The organism is Thermogemmatispora sp., from assembly GCF_019683755.1.
Taxonomy (GTDB): domain Bacteria; phylum Chloroflexota; class Ktedonobacteria; order Ktedonobacterales; family Ktedonobacteraceae; genus Thermogemmatispora.
Genome location: NZ_JADGHT010000078.1, coordinates 1 through 15,969, shown reverse-complemented (window position 1 = coordinate 15,969; position 15,969 = coordinate 1). Strand labels below are relative to the sequence as shown.

Genomic DNA, 15,969 nt, shown 5'->3' with positions numbered 1-15,969 from the left:
GTACCATAGCCTGGATCGTATAGTATCATAAACAGAGTATTATTACGATCCCTGGTTTCCCTGTTGATCGTGAGCGACCTGTTGAGTACGATAAGGGAGCAGGCTTCCTGAGTGGGAAAGCCGGCCCCGGTTCGGTGTCACACCTTTCAGGGAGGGTACCCAGGTGCAGATCAGGGCTCCGCACGACTCTCAACGACCACGGCGGCTTTGGCCACAGCAGCAGGGCCGCTCAGCGCTGAGACGGTGGCAAAGGCGCTGCGGCCCATCAACAGGGATAGGCCCCAACTGCGCACAACGCCCGGGGAAACAGTGGTTGCTGAAGCACGGTGTACAATCTACAGAGAGGGTAGTTTTATGGCCGGCGCGAGTGTGCGCACAGGTCTGCGAGATCGAGCCCCGCTTACTTGTGCGGAAAATCCTGGCGCTGAATCGTCATTTTGACAATGAGCGTACATTGAATCTGCACAAGCGACTCACAGACCAGCGGTTTGTTGTGCTCCGTGCCAGTGACAGCAAACGTGCCTACCCGTTTCTGTCACCAGCAACGTCCAGTGTGAGCAGGAAGCCCACTCGCTGCTCGGCATCTCGTCTGTGTTCGGCTTGAAGAGACGCCTGTAAGGTGTCATCTGCAGCGCAGGGACGTCTCGGAAATGCTTCTGGGGAAGGGAGCCTTACATGCTTGTTTTGAGACGTAAAGTTGGTGAAAGCATTATTCTCGGTGGGGTCATTAGCATCTCGGTCCTCGCGGTCGAGGGGGAGCGTGTGAAAATTGGAATCAGCGCTCCGCCAGAGGTGACTATTGTACGCGAGGAGCTGTTACGCTCGGGGCAAGATCAGCACCAGCAGCCAGCGGCTAATGCTTCGACTGTGACGAATGCTCCAAGCGTACAGCGCTCGTAGCGGTTCATCTTGCATCCATTGCTTCAAAGCAAAGTCCCCGGGCCGGCAGTGCCAGCGCTGGCCCGGGGTTTGCGTTCTGCCCAGGGGAGAGTCGCCCGACTTATTCGCTAGGGGCTTCAACCTTGTAGCCGTTGCTCGGTTCCAGAGCCTCAGCGCGAGCTGCGGCGGCTTCAGGCTCCTCACCGCGGATAAAGGCCTCGGTCATGGCGCGTGCGATATCGTCTGGATACTGGACCGGCGGCGACTTCATGAGATAGGCGCTCGGCCCGATGAGCGTGCCGCTAAGACCGCGGTCCAGTGCCAGCTTGGCCAGACGCACGGCGTCAATAACTACGCCGGCAGAGTTGGGCGAGTCCCAAACCTCTAGCTTCAGCTCCAGGTTGAGCGGCACATCACCAAAGGTGCGGCCTTCCAGGCGGATGTAGGCCCACTTGCGATCTTGCAGCCAGGCGACATAGTCCGAGGGTCCAATGTGGACGTTCTCCGGCGGCAGCTCGTAGTCAAGCTGGCTGGTGACGGCATTGGTCTTGCTGATCTTTTTGGACTCCAGCCGCTCGCGCTCTAGCATGTTGTAGAAGTCAGTGTTACCACCGACGTTGAGCTGCATGGTGCGCTCTAGCCGCACGCCGCGATCGCGGAAGAGCTTGGTCAGCACACGGTGGACAATCGTGGCGCCAACCTGGCTCTTGATGTCGTCACCGATCATCGGCAGTCCGGCCTCTTTGAAGCGCTCTTGCCAGTACTGCTCACGCGCAATGAAGACCGGGATACAGTTGACAAAGGCGACGCCAGCCTGTAGGACTTGCTCAACGTACCACTTGGTAGCCGTCTCAGAGCCAACCGGCAGGTAGTTGACAAGGACATCAGTTCCTGTGTCCTTGAGAATGCGTACGACGTCGTCGGTCTTGCCCGGCGCCTTCGTGATGACTTGTGAGAGGTATTTGCCTAGCCCATCGTGGGTCATGCCACGGTAGACTTTGACGCCCAGCGGCGGAACGTCGGCAAAGCGGTAGGTGTTGTTGGGGGCAGCGTAGATGGCTTCGGCCAGGTCCTTGCCAACTTTGTTCTGGTCTATATCGAAAGCTGCCGAGAATTCGATGTCACTGATATGGTAACCCCCAAGGGTAACATGCATCAGCCCGGGTACAAAGTCGTCCGGCTTGGCGTTGCGATAGTAGTAGACACCTTGCACAAGCGAGCTGGCACAGTTGCCGACACCAACAATGGCTACGCGAACTTTCTTCGATCCTGGCATGATCGTTCCCTTCCTCCTACTGAACTAGCTAGCTGATGGATAAACGTCTTTTGCCGCGTGACTACTGCGCTGAACAAGATACGCAAAGGTATCCACTTCCACCCTTCACACTACCCATGCTACGCTGGAGTTGATCCAATTGGTTTGCTTCGTGAATGCCTCTCTGTCTCTGGCTGCCGACGACGCTGTTGCCGCCAGAAAAAAAGATGGTGCGGAGAAGAGTGCGAGGATTCCTTTCTCTGGAGGTAGGACTGCTTCGGATTCCCTCTCTGCCAGATGCATGCACCTCCTCACAAATTAGCAGGCTGTCAATATTATACTATTATCTCTGGCCAGGAGAGCAAGCAGCTAGCTCTGCCTCGCGGATCGCTCTCACTGTCGCTGGCTGAGGAGCGCAGCAGCGCGCAGCCTCCTTCTGCTCGCCCTCTCTCCTCCGCAAGCCCTCCCTCGCTACGCTTGCCACGTCGCCTCTACGCCTTTCTCTGTCTTGTTTCACTGCCTACATTCGCCCAGCACAGCGCCGCCCGCGGCAGACATTTCCCCTCGCCCGCCCCGCCTGCCTTGACCAGTGGGCTCCGGGCCAGGGGTCTCTCTCTGCTATTTTTTGGTGTGAACGGGTTTTCCCATGTTTTTAAACAGTGCAGGCAGGCTGTCTATTCCCATAGATTCCATGCACCAAATTCCTCGCTGCTAATCGTTTTCTCTCCGTCAATCTACTCTCTGGAACTTGTTGACGATCGATACGGGCAATAAGGGCACATGGCCCGCCCAGCCAAGCGAGGATAGTGAGAGCCATCTGTAGCATGCCTTCTAGAGGCAAGAGAGGAGCTGGAGAATGGATCGACGCGCTCGCTATCGTGGAAGTTTACTCGGTCTAGCCTGTGGCGATGCTGTGGGCACTACCGTCGAGTTTCGCTCTCCCGGTTCATTTGCGCCGCTGACAGATATGATTGGTGGGGGACCTTTCAGGCTGCAGGCCGGCCAGTGGACCGATGATACGTCGATGGCCCTTTGTTTGGCGACCAGCCTGGTGGAGCGCCAGGGCTTTGATGTGCGCGATCAGATGGAGCGCTATGTGCGCTGGCGCGACGAGGGCTATCTGTCGAGTACGGGCTATTGCTTTGATATTGGGGGCACGGTGGCCCGGGCTTTGCGCCGCTTTGATGAGACGGGGGACCCGCTGGCCGGTTCCTCTGATCCGCAGCAGGCGGGCAACGGCTCGCTGATGCGTCTGGCTCCTGTGCCGCTCTGCTATGCACGCCATCCTCGGGCCGCATTGGAGAAGGCCGCCCTCAGCTCGCGTACGACGCACGCGACGGCGACGGCGGTGGATGCCTGTCGTTATATGGCCGGGCTGATTATCGGGGCTTTGGAGGGCGCCAGTAAGGAGGAGTTGCTGGCCCCCTTCTATACACCGGTGCCTGGCTCCTGGGAAGAGCAGCCACTGACATCAGAGATCGCTGAGGTGGCGGCTGGCTCCTTTAAGGTGCGTCAGCCGCCGGAGATTCGCGGCCTCGGCTATGTGGTGAAGACGCTGGAGGCGGCCCTGTGGGCGTTCTACCACAGTAGCACGTTCCGCGAGGGCTGCCTCTTGGTCGTGAATCTGGGCGACGATGCCGATTCGACTGGGGCGGTCTATGGTCAGCTAGCGGGCGCTTTCTATGGTGAGGAGGCTATCCCTGCCGAGTGGCGCGCCAAGCTGGCGAAGCGTGAGCTGATCGAGTCGCTGGCCGACGCTCTCTATGACTTGGCCGAGCGTATCCAACCGGAATCTTGAAGCTTACAAGGAAAAAAGAGGAACGGCTGGCAGCGATCAAGGCCGACGGTGGGACGGCTGGAGCTAAGACGGCGATGGCCGGCGGAGGCTGGTGAGCTATCCTTCTTGCCTCCGTTGGTCATCGCCGCAGTCTCCTTGCCTCAGCACCGCCCAAGTCCGGCTCTAGCCACGGGCCTGGCTCTGGCGGAAAAAGTCGACCGTTTGGCGAATGCCCTCTTCCAACGAGACCTGTGGCTGCCAGCCGAGGAGCTGCGCGGCTTTGCGGCAATCGAAGTAGGCGAGCCGGATGTCACCCGGTCGCTTGGGAGCGCGTTGAATCGGGGCCTCGAAGCCAGTCAGGGTGACAAGCTGACGGTAGATCTCATTGACCGAGGTAGGCCGTCCGGTGGCAATGCAGAAGACGTCGTTATCGCCTCGCTCTAGCGCCAGCAAGTTGGCGCGAGCGACATCGCTGACAAAGACGTAGTCTTTGGCCTGCTCGCCGTCCCAGTCGATACGCACGCCTTCCCCACTGAGAAAGCGACGGGCAAAGATGGCAATGACTCCCGCTTCGCCGTTGGGGTCCTGACGCGGCCCGTAGACGTTGCCGTAGCGCAAGATCGTGTAGGTCAGGCCGTGAGCTTCGTGCCAGTAACGCAGATAATGCTCGCCGACCATCTTGGTGATGCCGTAGGGCGACTCGGGCCGCTGCGGCGTCTCCTCGTTGACGGGAAGCTGCGGGGGCGTGCCGTAGGTAGCTGCCGACGAAGCGAAGATGATTTTGCGCACGCCGACCTGGGTGCAGTTCTGCAGGATGGTGAGCAGCCCGAGAACATTGACGCGGGCATCAAGGAGTGGATCACGCGCGGAGACGGCGACGCTGTGTTGGGCGGCGTGATGGCTGACGACCTCGGGCCGCACGTGCGCAAAGAGGTCGCGCATAGTCTCGGCATCGGTGATATCGGCGCGGAAAAAGTGGGCCTGGGCGGGGATATTGGCTAGCTTACCGCCCCCTTCGCTCCAGAGGTTATCGACGATAAAGACCTCATGGCCAGCCTCCAGGTAGACATCGACCAGATGGGAGCCGATGAAGCCCGCGCCTCCTGTAACCAGAATCTTCATGCTGAGCCAGACATGGACGCCCTGCCCGGCTCCATCCGTGCCAATGGCGCAGCGGCGAGCCACGGGCCGGCGCCTCTCCTCCTTCTATGATGACGCTAGCAGCTGCGAGCTGTTCGACTAACCGGCTTACTTGCTTTTCTTGTCTCTCGAGAAGGCCGTTTCACCGGTTCCTGGCCGGGCAAGCCAGGCCCTCAGCCGGTGATGCGGTCCTCTCTATCTTAGCAAGCGCGAGGCAGGCCGTCAAATGCGATCAGCAGGTGAGCCGGTTCGTTGGGCGGCGCAGCTCATCCAGGCCCAGGGGGAAGAGGTAGGAACCGCGGCGAGAGGCCGCTGAGCCGCATGAAAGGGTCCTGGCGAGAGCTAGCGCCTTTTAGAGGAGGAAGCACTCAGGCGCTCCAGGGCCTGCTGTAGCTCGTGGGGAGGCGTCAGGACCGGGAAGATCTGCAACCCCGTCTCACGCCGCAAGCGTTCTAAAATAGCCTGGTGGTTGCTTCCATCAGCCAGAGCCACAGTCAGTGTTTTGCGAGCGCGCCCGATCGGACAGCAGTGCAGCTCATGAGCAAGATGAGGGCTAATCGCCTGGCGAACGCTGGCAGGCACACGCCGCGGAAGTGGCGCCAGGTAGGGAATTCCGAGTCGACGCGCCTCGGCTAGAAACTCCTCGCTGAGTTCTGAAGAGAGTGGAGACCAGTCTCGCTCGTGCTTTTGAGGCTGATTTCTAGACAAGGCTTGCCTGGACAGAGGATCATATCTGGCTCCAGGCGCCGAGGGCCGGGTAGCTCCACCAGCCTCGCCGGCATCAGAGGGGCACCTCGTCGAGCCAAAGGGGGCAGTTAGCACTCGCTGCGCGCTGGCCGCTTCGCGCAGCACACTCAGCAGATTCTGACTCTCCGTCCGCTCAATCGTTCGACCACCCACTGCCAGGGCTGTGAGATCAGCCAGCTCACAGGCATGCAATGAGCTGACCCGCGAGCAGAGCGCCCACCAGAGACGCTCTTCAACCGCTACACGCTCCCGCTCGCTGCAGTTGGGCAAGACGACATAGCCACGTTGACTCAGGATAAAGACGCGATCTGTTTTGCGTACCAGGGAGCGCAGAGCCGCCAGTAGGCGGCGAGTCGCTTCGGCGCGCCTCTCACCAGGCGAACGCTGGTCAGCAAACGTGAGCGTGATCACCACCAGCCCCAGCCGGTCTATCCCGGCGGTCAAGAGTTGCTTCAGCTCTGCAGCGAGGATGCGCAGATTGCCGACCTGCACATAGGTCGCCCCGCTGCTCGCTGCTCCTTGCCAGACCGGTAAAACCACGCGGGTGCTCATCTCTCTCAGCTCCTCTGTCTGCCAGGCGCCACAGCCGGCGAAACAGGTCCCCTTGGTGCCGTTCCCCCGCTTCTACCGTCACTCGCTGTTAGCTCGCAAAGCCGGCCCGCCTGGAGCCTGGCCCGGATCTCGCTTGCACTTCTCATCGAGCGCTATGGATACTCTGGCTATTACTGTACTCTGTATTCAGAAGAAAGGAGACATCGATTCGGTTGCGTTCTCGTTAAAACTGCGCCCCCGTGGTTAAGATCAGTATTCTGGTCCCTTGCTCTTGCGCATCGCATCGCCAGCTCCGCCCTGCGGAGAGCACCCTGTAGAGCTTGCAATAGCTGCTGCTCCGGCTAAACTACCACGAGGGGCGCTCATGTGAAACATGTTCTGGGGACAAGCCTCCTTCCGGCTCGCCTGTGACTGGCAGAGTCGGCGGGAAGAGCGGAGGAAGAGCGTTAGAGCTACTCACGGGCAGCGAGGACTGGGAAGGCGGGGACTGCTCAGCAAATTGGCGCAGGCCCGTTACAGTCAGCAGCCGTTCAATCTGCGGTATCCCTTCGCAAGAGGGAGGGATCACCAGCGGCTCACCAGAGGGACAGCGCTCCAAAGCGGCGCAGAGATCCTCCAGCGCTATGCGCAAGAGCTGATTATGCTGATTCCACAGTTCCAAACGCATCTCTCGGTCAGCAAGCTGGTTCAAGCTGATCGCCAGGGGCTTGAGATCGTCCTCTGCCGGCTCAAGACGCGCGGCCAGGTTCCCGGCAGCGAGCTGCGCCAGCACTTCCCGCAGGCGAGCTAACTGAGCCTCAAGCGCATTGCTGCGGCGGCTGCAGGTATACACCTGGGCCTCCAGATGCTGGATCTCCTCCTGACAGCTCCCGAAGAGCAGGCGAGCCAGATGGCGATTTTCGGCTTGAGTCAGCAAGAGACGCCAGCAGGCCAGACAGATGGCCAGGCCGAGCACAAGGCATCCGATGAAGAGCTGCCGCTGTCCGCTCTGCCAGACATTCCATGTCAGAATAGCGAAACAGGTTATTAGAAGTATATGAGGCAAATAGATCACGAAGGGGAAAGCGGTAACGCGGCGATCATGCTGGACGAGGCACCGGCTGAGCTGCTGCCGCAGGGGCTCATCACGGGGAGCGGGCGTAGCCCCACCAGCTTCCCCAGGGGGGCATCTGACCACACGCCTGAGATAAGCGGCTAATCCACAGAGCAACAGACCTGTATTCAGTATCACCGCCAGCACCCTGTCGCGCCAGGCAGGTGCCCCAGGCCAGAGCCAGGACCAAGCCAAAGCATGGCCCGCCAGCAGATCAGCGAGCGCATAGATTAGGAGGCCAGCGACCAGGCAAAGCAGACTAGCACGGCGTGGAGGGAGGCGATAGCTGGTAAAGGTGCTGGCTGTTCCCAGACGCAGCCAGAGCAGGAGAGCGGTCCCAATGAGCAAGAGATCAACCAGCGGCCTGAGCAGCGTCTCCCAGAGAAGAGCACCCGAGCTGAGAGGCCAGCGTAGGGAGGAAAAGATTCCCAGATTCCAGGCCAGTCCCAGGCTGGTCAGCAGAACGAGGAAGCTATCCAGAATGAGGAGGAGACGCTCACGCCCGGCACTGGCTGCAGGCCAGAGGAAGAACGAGAGCCAGAGCAGGAGAGGAAAAGCCAGAGGACTGAGCTGCAGAAGCAGTTGCAGGGTTGAAGCTGGCGCTGACGGCACCGTGGCCAGTAGTCCGATGCCTGCGGAGGGAACCGCACTTATCCACCGCCAGCCGAGTCCTACGGTCCCCAGGAGCAGCCCACCAGCAATGCAGAGCCAGGCCACCCGTTCACGTCCACTCCAGGGCAGCAAGGCTTTTTCCGCCGCGGATCGATCGGAGGCCAGCGTCGCACCAAGGCTTAGTAGGCCAGCAAACAGAAGCACCGGCAGGGTCACAGAGGAGGTCGCGAGAGAGAGGGAGAAGAGAGGCGACGGCAGCAGGACCATTGCCATCATGATCAGGCCCAGGCAGACTACCGCTACAGTGCCAATGCGCGCCAGAGGACTCATGGCTCATCACCTGTTCCAAAATAGTAGGAAGATCTCGTACACTCTACCTGGCTAGTCTAGGTACTCTGGTTGATTGTAGCATGATAAAAGCGACCATTTCGCGACGAGTAGCCCTTTTACCTTAGCCAGAAGGGGCAGGAGCATGGAGGAAAAAGCGAGGCAAGCACTCAATGGCAGAGATGAGAGCCGTGGGGCGATAACAGCCTGGCCAGGACGCACTCCTGACCAGAGCCGGGGAAAAGGCAAGGGCCTGGCCTTTATCCTGGCCAGACCTGGAGCCTAGAGAGCGGGCGACTAGCGGTGCGCCGTGCAACGCGCACAGCGTCCAAAGAGCGTAATCGAATGGCCTTCGATGGCAAAGCCGGTCTGCTGACCGATAGCCTTGAATTGCTCTGCGGGTAAACAGATATCGACCTCGACAACGCGATGGCACTGGGTGCAGGTTAAATGATGATGATGACGCTCCCCGCAGATTCGGTAATGGTGGGTGCCATCGGCAAAGTCGACACGATCGAGCAGGCCCGCATTGACCAGAATCTCTACGGAACGATAGACGGTGGCCCGCCCAAGACGTGGCTCTTTCTGGCGAAGCGACTGCCAGAGATCATCGACTGTGAAGTCGGCGCCCGCGATTGCAAGCTCGATCAAGCGCTCTTCTACGAGACGAAGAGGCGCCGTCCTCCGTTGACGTGCCTCGTTAAACGCAGCGCGGATCTTCTCTGCTAGCAAAAAGCTTCCTCCTCAGCGTCTACTAGCATGTAGTGTACCACTTCCGTTGGCTTTTATCCAGTCTCCAAACCATCAGCTACCAGGCTGCAGTAGAGCGCAGAATCGCCGGAGAAAGGGAGCGGAGCGGCAGGCAAGCATGCGCGCGTCACGCTTCCTAGCCCGCGCCGCCAGTCTGGCTGCTACGCCCCTGAGCGCGCTTGCACAGGGTCTTGCAAGCTGCTACAATGTGAGCTATTGCAGCAGATGCCTATCTCCCAGGATGCTCAACACGCTCCGACGGAGACGGGACGGTTAGAGGGAGAGGTCCGTAGAGAGGCCGATCCCTCGGCCCGGTACAGGAAACAGGAAGGGGATGCCAGAGCCATGCTAGAGGAGCGGGCGCTTGCTGCCCTCACAACCCTTCTCTCACCAGAGCAAGTCTTCACCGATGCGACAGCTCTCATCGCCTATGAAGGGGATGGAGGCCTTGATCGTGGGCGACCCGAGGCAGTTGTCTTTCCTCGCAGCCCAGAGGAGGTCGTAGGCCTGGTTCGCTGGGCTAACGAGTACGGTGTACCGCTGGTAGCGCGAGGAGCTGGTACGGGCCTTTCTGGTGGGGCCGTAGCCGATCACGGTGGAGTGCTGGTAGCCTTCTCACAGATGCAGGCCATCATTGAGATCGATCCTCTCGGGCGCCGGGCCGTGGTGCAGCCGGCAGTGATCAATCTGGCCCTCGATGAGCAAGCCAAAGCCTACGATCTGTATTTTCCACCCGATCCCTCCAGCCAGCGCGTCTCAACCCTGGGCGGGAACGTCGCGGAAAACTCGGGTGGTCCGCATTGCTTCAAGTACGGGGTGATGACCAACTATCTGACGAGTCTGGAGATTGTGCTGGCCGATGGGCGCCGGCTACGCCTCGGTGGTCCCGCCTACGACTACCCACTCAGCGATCTCTGCGGTCTCCTCTGCGGAAGCGAGGGCACACTGGCCCTGATCACAGCCATCGGCGTCCGCCTGGTACGCCGTCCACCCGGCGTTCAAACTCTGCTTGCAACCTTTGACTCGGTGGAACAGGCGGGCCAGGCGGTCTCGGCCATGATCGCCGCCGGCCTGATCCCGGCGACAATGGAGATGATGGATCAGCAGATCATCCAGATGATTGAGCCATTTGCCCAGGCAGGTCTGCCGCTGGAGGCGGGCGCCGCTCTCATCGTCGAAGTCGACGGCTATCCGGCCAGCCTGTCTGAGCAAATGGCAGAGATCAGCCATATCCTGTTGGCCCACGGTGGGCGCGATTTGCGGCTGGCGCGCGATGAGGAGGAGAGGGCTCGCATCTGGCTGGCGCGTAAGAGCGCAGCCGGGGCGGCGACCCGGCTGGCACCTGCCTACTATACGGTTGATGTCACAGTACCACGCAGCCGTCTGGCCGCAATGCTGCAGCGCGTGAACGCCATCTGTCAGCGCTATGCGCTGCGCACAGGCCATGTCTTTCACGCGGGCGATGGCAATCTACACCCGATGGTGTTGATTCCCGACCCCGATGACCCCGCCTTGCTGGAGCGTGTACGTGAGGCAGGACGAGAGATCGTGCGTGCCTGCATGGCCTTCAACGGTAGTCTGACCGGCGAGCATGGCGTTGGAATTGAGAAACGTGAGTTTATGCCCCTGATGCACTCGCCCGCCGAGCTGAGCGCTATGTGGGACGTCAAGCAAGTTTTCGATCCCCACAATCTGCTGAATCCTGGCAAGATCTTTCCTCAGAGCGAGGCTCAAGTCTGGAAGGAGCCTCCATCAGTGGCTTCCCTCGCTTTAGCGGAGGAGCAACCCTGGTCGCCCCCAGCCGGCGAGCTACTTGCTCCCGAGAGCGATGAGGAAGCGGCCCAGATCTTAGCTCAGTGTACCGCTCAGCACCGGCCAGTCCTGCTCATGGGTGGGGACAAGCCAGACCAGGCGCCTTTCCCTCCGACAGACAGCGCTGGCCTTCTGCTCACTACAGCCCACCTGCGTGGCCTTCGCAACGATGCCCCCGAGGACCTGTTTATCACAGTGGGGGCCGGTACGCCGCTGGCGGAAGTCCAGGCCTGGCTGGCGAGACGCCGTCAGCAGGTGGCTTTGATCTCGCCCTGGCCAGAGGCAACCGTCGGCGGACTGGTGGCAGCTAATGTCAATGGCCCCAGACGTCTGCGCTATGGGGCTTTGCGCGAACAGGTCTTGTGTTTGACTGTAGCCCTGGCTGACGGACGCCTGATCCGCACGGGGCGCCCCCTGACCAAGAATGTGGCCGGCTATGACCTGACTAAGGCCTTCATCGGCTCCTACGGAACGCTGGGTCTGTTGACAGATGTGACCCTCAAGTGCTGGCCCCTGCCGCGCCTACGCCTCAGCTTGCTGCTCCCTGTTGAGGATCTGCGCCAGGGTCTGCTCTGGGCCCGACGCCTCCTGCCGTTGAATCTGGTGGCCTCGGCCCTCCTGCTCTGCCACGGCAGCCAGCTCGCCCAACGTTATAGCCCGCGCTTGCATGCCGCTCCCTATCTGCTTGTCTATAGCGCCGAAGGGCTGGCCTCCGATGTCAAGAGCGAGCTGACGGCAGTGGCTGCCGAGCTGCAGCGCGCCCAGGCTCCTGAAGCCGTCACCTGCGAGGAGCTGAGCGGTGATGACCTCTGGTGCGAGCTGTTACGCGGCGAGGGGAAGAACGGTCTTAGAGCAAGGGAGAGCCTTGTCGCCCAGACGTCAGCGCCCTTGGTGGTGCGTGTCGGCCTGGCTGCTCGCGACTTGCCAGGCTGGCTGGTCGATCAGGACCAGCTTCTGCAGGGCTGTGACTGGGTGGCAGATCTGGCAGCGGGTCTGCTCTACGTCGTGACTCCACAGGTGGCCCAGTCTGCAACGCTTCTGGAGGATCTGCGCGCAGCAGCACAAGCGAACGAGGGCTATGCCGTGGTCATGGATATGCCTCGTCCTTTTGCTTCGCTTGCTGTCTTTGGCCCTCCATCGCCTGCGCTAGAGCTGATGTTTGGCCTCAAGCAGCGCTGGGACCCACAGGCAATTTTGAATCGCGGTGTGCTGCTCCCACCTCACCGTTAGGCTGGCAGAATGCAGGCTCGCCACTATCCAGCAGGTGGACAGAAGCATGGAAAGCAGCTTGAGGCGAAGAAGGAAGGGAGGCTCTCGCGCCTCCTTCCTTCTTCTCTTCTCTGCTGATGGCCTGCCACCGGGGTGATGAGCGCCTCCCCTGCCAGCTCCTTCCCGGAGTAGTAGGGTGAGAAGGATGTAACACTGTAGACAGCAGTTTTGAAGCTACAATTAGACAAAAGAATATTTTGAGGAAGTAGGTTTGGGATGAAAGACCAGGTCCCTGATCTGAAGAAGCCCAACTCGCAAGCCTGAAGCGAATCGGGAGGAAACCAACCCTTATGGTGAAACCACCCCTACCCGTAGCAGATCTAGCCGAGGCTGAGACTCCAGTCTCGCGGCCTGTTGCACCCTGGTGGAAACAGGCCATGCTCTATGTCCTGGCCGGGCTGCGCATTTGCCGGCGTGATATTGCAGGAATCATTACTCTGGTCGGCCTCTTCTCGCTGCCGTCATTGGCAGCCGTCGTAGTCGGTAGCTATCCCGGCACCCTCGCCTACTGGATCGGCACCGCTCTGCCCTGGATCACCATCACCCTGGGCAATATTTCAATGGTGCTGGCGATCGAGGCCCTGGACGCCGGTCAGCCGATTATTCCCGCCCAGATTCTCCCCGCTGCCATCCGTTGGTTTCCACGCTACATCGTGACCAATGGCATCACTACCCTCCTGTTCTGGGGCCTCTTTACGCCCCTGCAGTGGCTGATCAGCCAGGAGACCGCCCGCCTCAACTGGCCCTCTTATGCACCCCTACTGCTCTTGATTATACCTATGCTCATTTGGCATGTCCATCTTGTCTTTGCAACCTACGCCGCCATTGTCGATAACCATCCTGGCTTGCGCTCGGTGATCATCAGCATCAATGTAGCACGGCGGCGCTGGCTGATGGTAGCCACTGCTTTTGTCGGCTCGGTGCTGGTCGAGGCGCCGGTGGTCGCTCCCCTTTACCTGCTTATTCTGCATGTGACCAACCCGGTCGTGGCCACCGGCTTCACCTGGATGCTCATCATGTTTATGCGCCCTCTCTTCATTGCCACCCTGCACGAGATCTATGAAGATTATCGCCCTCTGCCACCACCGCATCTGCGGTTGCCGTTGCCGTTAAGGCGCTTCTTCTCGCATCAAAACATTCTCAAGTTCAGGCCCAGGAGCCGCAGCGCTGGCAGAGAAGCCAGACAGGCCCTGGTACCGGCGAGCGAGCGTGTCCATGGACTGCTCATTCAACTGACAACACTGGTCAGTCGCTATGGGCGTCGGCTATAATACACAGAGTGACGACAGTCCCGGGCCTGGCAACACCCCTGTTCTGGGTGTTGGCGGTAGCAGTCCAGGCGCACGCTGGCGGACTAGCAAGCTGGGCCAGGGGCTGGCTGGGGTGGCTCCTGGAGATAGCCGGTGTGGAATCGTATCACTCTCCTAGGCTCTGCTGCGCTGCGCTGGCCTGGCTGTCCTTGCCCGCAGCATAGCATCAGCCTCGATTGATGCCAGGGCAGCCTTAACCCTTTTAACGTGCCGGAAGGAGCATGGCCAAAAAAGAAGAGCAAGAAGCCCTAGTAACCACGAGGGATGGGATTACCCTCGTGGTTCACAGTTGGAAGACGGAGCAGCCCGTCTGTCTTCTCCTCTGCATTCAGGGTTTAGGGGGGCACGGTGGCTACTATGATGTACTGGCCGAAGCGCCCGAGCTAGCTGAGGTCCAAGTGATTGCGCCTGACCTGCGTGGACATGGCCGCTCGCAGGGTCGGCGGGGAGACATCGCCAGCTTCCGTCTTTACCTGGAAGATGTCGACAGCACTGTGGCCTGGGCTCGTCGCCACTGGCCCGCTCTCCCCCTCATTCTGCTTGGCGAGAGCATGGGCGCCTCCATCGCCATTCACTATCTCAGCAGTCAGTTGCCACATGTGCGCGAGGTCAGCGGGCTGATTCTCATCTCTCCCGTGCTGAGTGCCTCTATCACGCCGCGGCCCAGCGAGGTATGGCGCTATCTCTGGCTGCTGCTCTCGGCGCCAACGCGCCCCGCCATGCCGATCACAGGCCGGGAAGAGCTGGGCTGTCGCGACGCCTCCTTTAACGAGCGCCTGCGCAACGACCCGCTCTTTGTGCGCCTGGTCAGCGTGCGTTTTCTCAATCTCCTCAGCCTCTGGTTAGGCGCTGCACGGCGGCGAGCGCCAGCCCTTCGCCTGCCTTTGTTACTACTGCGCGGCAGTTGTGACTACATCGCGCGTGAGCGCGGCACGCGTGCTTTTCTACGCCGGCTGGCCAGTCGCGATGTAGAAGTTGTCACTTTCGCTGGCGCCTATCACTCTCTCCTTCACGATCCGGCCACTCCTGCGCTCTTGGAGGCTATGCAAAGCTGGCTACAGCGCCATCTTGGCGGTGGCCCATTTCCTTCAGCGGGGGAACAACAAGCAGACAATCGACCTGGTCAGGAAGCCGGTTTCGCTCCGGATCGCTCCTCGGCCTGAGAGCAGCCGGACTGCTCATGCTGTGCCCCGCCCGGGATCTCAAATGGCTGGTTGGTACCCTGAAACAACAGCGGGAGGCATTCAAGAGACAGGCAACCGCTCGCGCGCCTCAGCCTGCTGTCCTCCGCGTCCCCCAGAGAAGCGATCGCGCTCACCGCGAGCGAGAGCGCGTGCCAGAGTCAGCGAAGCCGCCAGGAGGCAGGAGCCGGCCAGCAAATAGGTCACAGGAACGATGCCCAGCCAGTCAGTCAGGGCTCCCATAAAGAGCATAACCGGGATGGCGCCGCCATTAAAGAGGACCTGGAAGAGAGCCAGCACGCGCCCTCGCATCTCATCTGGTGAGCGCTGCTGCATCAGTGTTTGGGCCGGCACTACCACCAGGTCAAGGCCAAAGCCAACCAGAGCCGTCAGCACAGCCAGAACCAGGAGAAAGAGAGGATGAGTAGCCCAGTGAGGGGCGAGAAGTAGACGCGCCAGCCACTGCAAAGGAGGGATCAGGGCGATGCCCAGGCCAGTTCCCACCATGCCGGCGAGCATTGTCCGCAGCGAGCCAAGGCGAGCCACGACCGCCGGTACCAGCAGGGAACCAACAACGAGGCCGAGGCCCGCCGGTGCAAAGATCACCGTTGTATTGCTGGCCGGCAGTCCCAGCAAGCGCTGCACGAAGGTGGTTGCCAGTTCGGCGATCGTGAGCATCACCAGTCCCCCAAAGCAGGACTGGAAAAGGGCATCCAACAAAACGCCATCGTTACGCACCAGTCGCCAGCCGTCTTGCAGATCTCGACGCAGCCGTTGCCAGCCAGAGAGCAAAGCCCCGGCCTCCTCCGCAAGCCTCTCGTAAGGCTGTACGTCCTCGCTAGCCCTCACCACTTCAGCCGTCGACAGCGCCTCCGCCTTCTTCTCCTCAGATAGAGAGCGGCTTTGGCGCGGCAAGGTGGCCGTCAAAGCAGTGGCCAACAGGTAGAGAGCCGAGATCAGCAGGAACAGTGTTTCGACAGGCATCAATTGGATATGATTGCCAAAGACAGAGAAAGCGAGGGGAGGGAGCAGATTGAGCATGAGCGGGCCAAGGATCAGCAGACCAACAGCCTGGCTCATATTGAGCGTGAGATTGTACAGCGAGAGAGCAGGGAGTAGCTCCTCTTCTCCCACCAGGCTGGGGATAATCGCCCCCTCGGCAGGCGAGAAAAAGAGGCCGACCAGGGAGAAGAAAAAGGCCAGAATATAGATAAAAATATATTGATGAGGGCTGAGAAGGAGAGCAAGCACGAAGAGCAGGGTTG

11 protein-coding genes are annotated in these 15,969 nt (G+C 60.4%); 5 read left to right on the top strand and 6 right to left on the bottom strand.

Translation table 11 applies throughout. The annotated features are described in order from the left end of the window. Positions 1–675: 675 nt before the first annotated feature. The gene (locus IRZ24_RS07635) at positions 676–900 is read left to right on the top strand and encodes a carbon storage regulator (protein ID WP_052890098.1); all 225 of its coding nucleotides are present in this window, start codon (positions 676–678) and stop codon (positions 898–900) included. 100 nt (positions 901–1,000) lie between these two features. Here the strand turns inward: IRZ24_RS07635 and IRZ24_RS07630 are convergent, their stop codons facing one another. Further along, positions 1,001–2,155, bottom strand: a complete 1,155-nt coding sequence (locus IRZ24_RS07630) for an inositol-3-phosphate synthase (protein WP_297162021.1) — start codon at positions 2,153–2,155, stop codon at positions 1,001–1,003. Positions 2,156–2,990: 835 nt separating this feature from the next. Here IRZ24_RS07630 and IRZ24_RS07625 point away from each other — a divergent pair. Then, a complete protein-coding gene (locus IRZ24_RS07625; protein WP_297162019.1) occupies positions 2,991–3,932 on the top strand; it encodes an ADP-ribosylglycohydrolase family protein in 942 nt (313 codons plus the stop codon). Positions 3,933–4,094: 162 nt separating this feature from the next. Here IRZ24_RS07625 and IRZ24_RS07620 read toward each other — a convergent pair whose 3' ends face one another. From IRZ24_RS07620 to IRZ24_RS07605, 4 genes are all read right to left on the bottom strand, one after another. Then, entirely contained in the window at positions 4,095–5,096 is a 1,002-nt protein-coding gene (locus IRZ24_RS07620) for an SDR family NAD(P)-dependent oxidoreductase (protein ID WP_297162016.1), read from the bottom strand. 297 nt (positions 5,097–5,393) lie between these two features. Further along, positions 5,394–6,350 (bottom strand): hypothetical protein, encoded by a 957-nt coding sequence (locus tag IRZ24_RS07615; protein ID WP_297162013.1) that lies wholly within the window; start codon positions 6,348–6,350, stop codon positions 5,394–5,396. Positions 6,351–6,696: 346 nt separating this feature from the next. Further along, entirely contained in the window at positions 6,697–8,385 is a 1,689-nt protein-coding gene (locus tag IRZ24_RS07610) for a hypothetical protein (protein WP_297162010.1), read from the bottom strand. Between the two features lie 294 nt (positions 8,386–8,679). Further along, on the bottom strand, positions 8,680–9,114 hold the full coding sequence (locus tag IRZ24_RS07605) for a transcriptional repressor (RefSeq protein WP_297162007.1): 435 nt from the start codon (positions 9,112–9,114) through the stop codon (positions 8,680–8,682). Between the two features lie 363 nt (positions 9,115–9,477). Between IRZ24_RS07605 and IRZ24_RS07600 the strand changes: the two genes are divergently transcribed. The 3 genes from IRZ24_RS07600 (at position 9,478) to IRZ24_RS07590 (ending at position 14,686) form a co-directional block, all read left to right on the top strand. Further along, the gene (locus IRZ24_RS07600; RefSeq protein WP_297162003.1) at positions 9,478–12,174 is read left to right on the top strand and encodes an FAD-binding oxidoreductase; all 2,697 of its coding nucleotides are present in this window, start codon (positions 9,478–9,480) and stop codon (positions 12,172–12,174) included. Positions 12,175–12,503: 329 nt separating this feature from the next. Beyond that, on the top strand, positions 12,504–13,484 hold the full coding sequence (locus IRZ24_RS07595) for a hypothetical protein (RefSeq protein WP_297162000.1): 981 nt from the start codon (positions 12,504–12,506) through the stop codon (positions 13,482–13,484). 260 nt (positions 13,485–13,744) lie between these two features. Next, complete coding sequence (locus IRZ24_RS07590; RefSeq protein ID WP_297161998.1) at positions 13,745–14,686, top strand: alpha/beta fold hydrolase; 942 nt, start codon at positions 13,745–13,747, stop codon at positions 14,684–14,686. Positions 14,687–14,767: 81 nt separating this feature from the next. Here IRZ24_RS07590 and IRZ24_RS07585 read toward each other — a convergent pair. Continuing rightward, a partial coding sequence (locus IRZ24_RS07585) for an MFS transporter (RefSeq protein ID WP_297161995.1) occupies positions 14,768–15,969 on the bottom strand: 1,202 nt, incomplete at its 5' end.

What these genes read in the sequence shown, in the direction of transcription:
- IRZ24_RS07615 (WP_297162013.1), bottom strand. Translation starts at nt 6,350, where the DNA reads ATGAGCACCCGCGTGGTTTTACCGGTCTGGCAAGGAGCAGCGAGCAGC.
- IRZ24_RS07610 (WP_297162010.1), bottom strand. Translation starts at nt 8,385, where the DNA reads ATGAGTCCTCTGGCGCGCATTGGCACTGTAGCGGTAGTCTGCCTGGGC.
- IRZ24_RS07630 (WP_297162021.1), bottom strand. Translation starts at nt 2,155, where the DNA reads ATGCCAGGATCGAAGAAAGTTCGCGTAGCCATTGTTGGTGTCGGCAAC.
- IRZ24_RS07635 (WP_052890098.1), top strand. Translation starts at nt 676, where the DNA reads ATGCTTGTTTTGAGACGTAAAGTTGGTGAAAGCATTATTCTCGGTGGG.
- IRZ24_RS07590 (WP_297161998.1), top strand. Translation starts at nt 13,745, where the DNA reads ATGGCCAAAAAAGAAGAGCAAGAAGCCCTAGTAACCACGAGGGATGGG.
- IRZ24_RS07600 (WP_297162003.1), top strand. Translation starts at nt 9,478, where the DNA reads ATGCTAGAGGAGCGGGCGCTTGCTGCCCTCACAACCCTTCTCTCACCA.
- IRZ24_RS07625 (WP_297162019.1), top strand. Translation starts at nt 2,991, where the DNA reads ATGGATCGACGCGCTCGCTATCGTGGAAGTTTACTCGGTCTAGCCTGT.
- IRZ24_RS07595 (WP_297162000.1), top strand. Translation starts at nt 12,504, where the DNA reads ATGGTGAAACCACCCCTACCCGTAGCAGATCTAGCCGAGGCTGAGACT.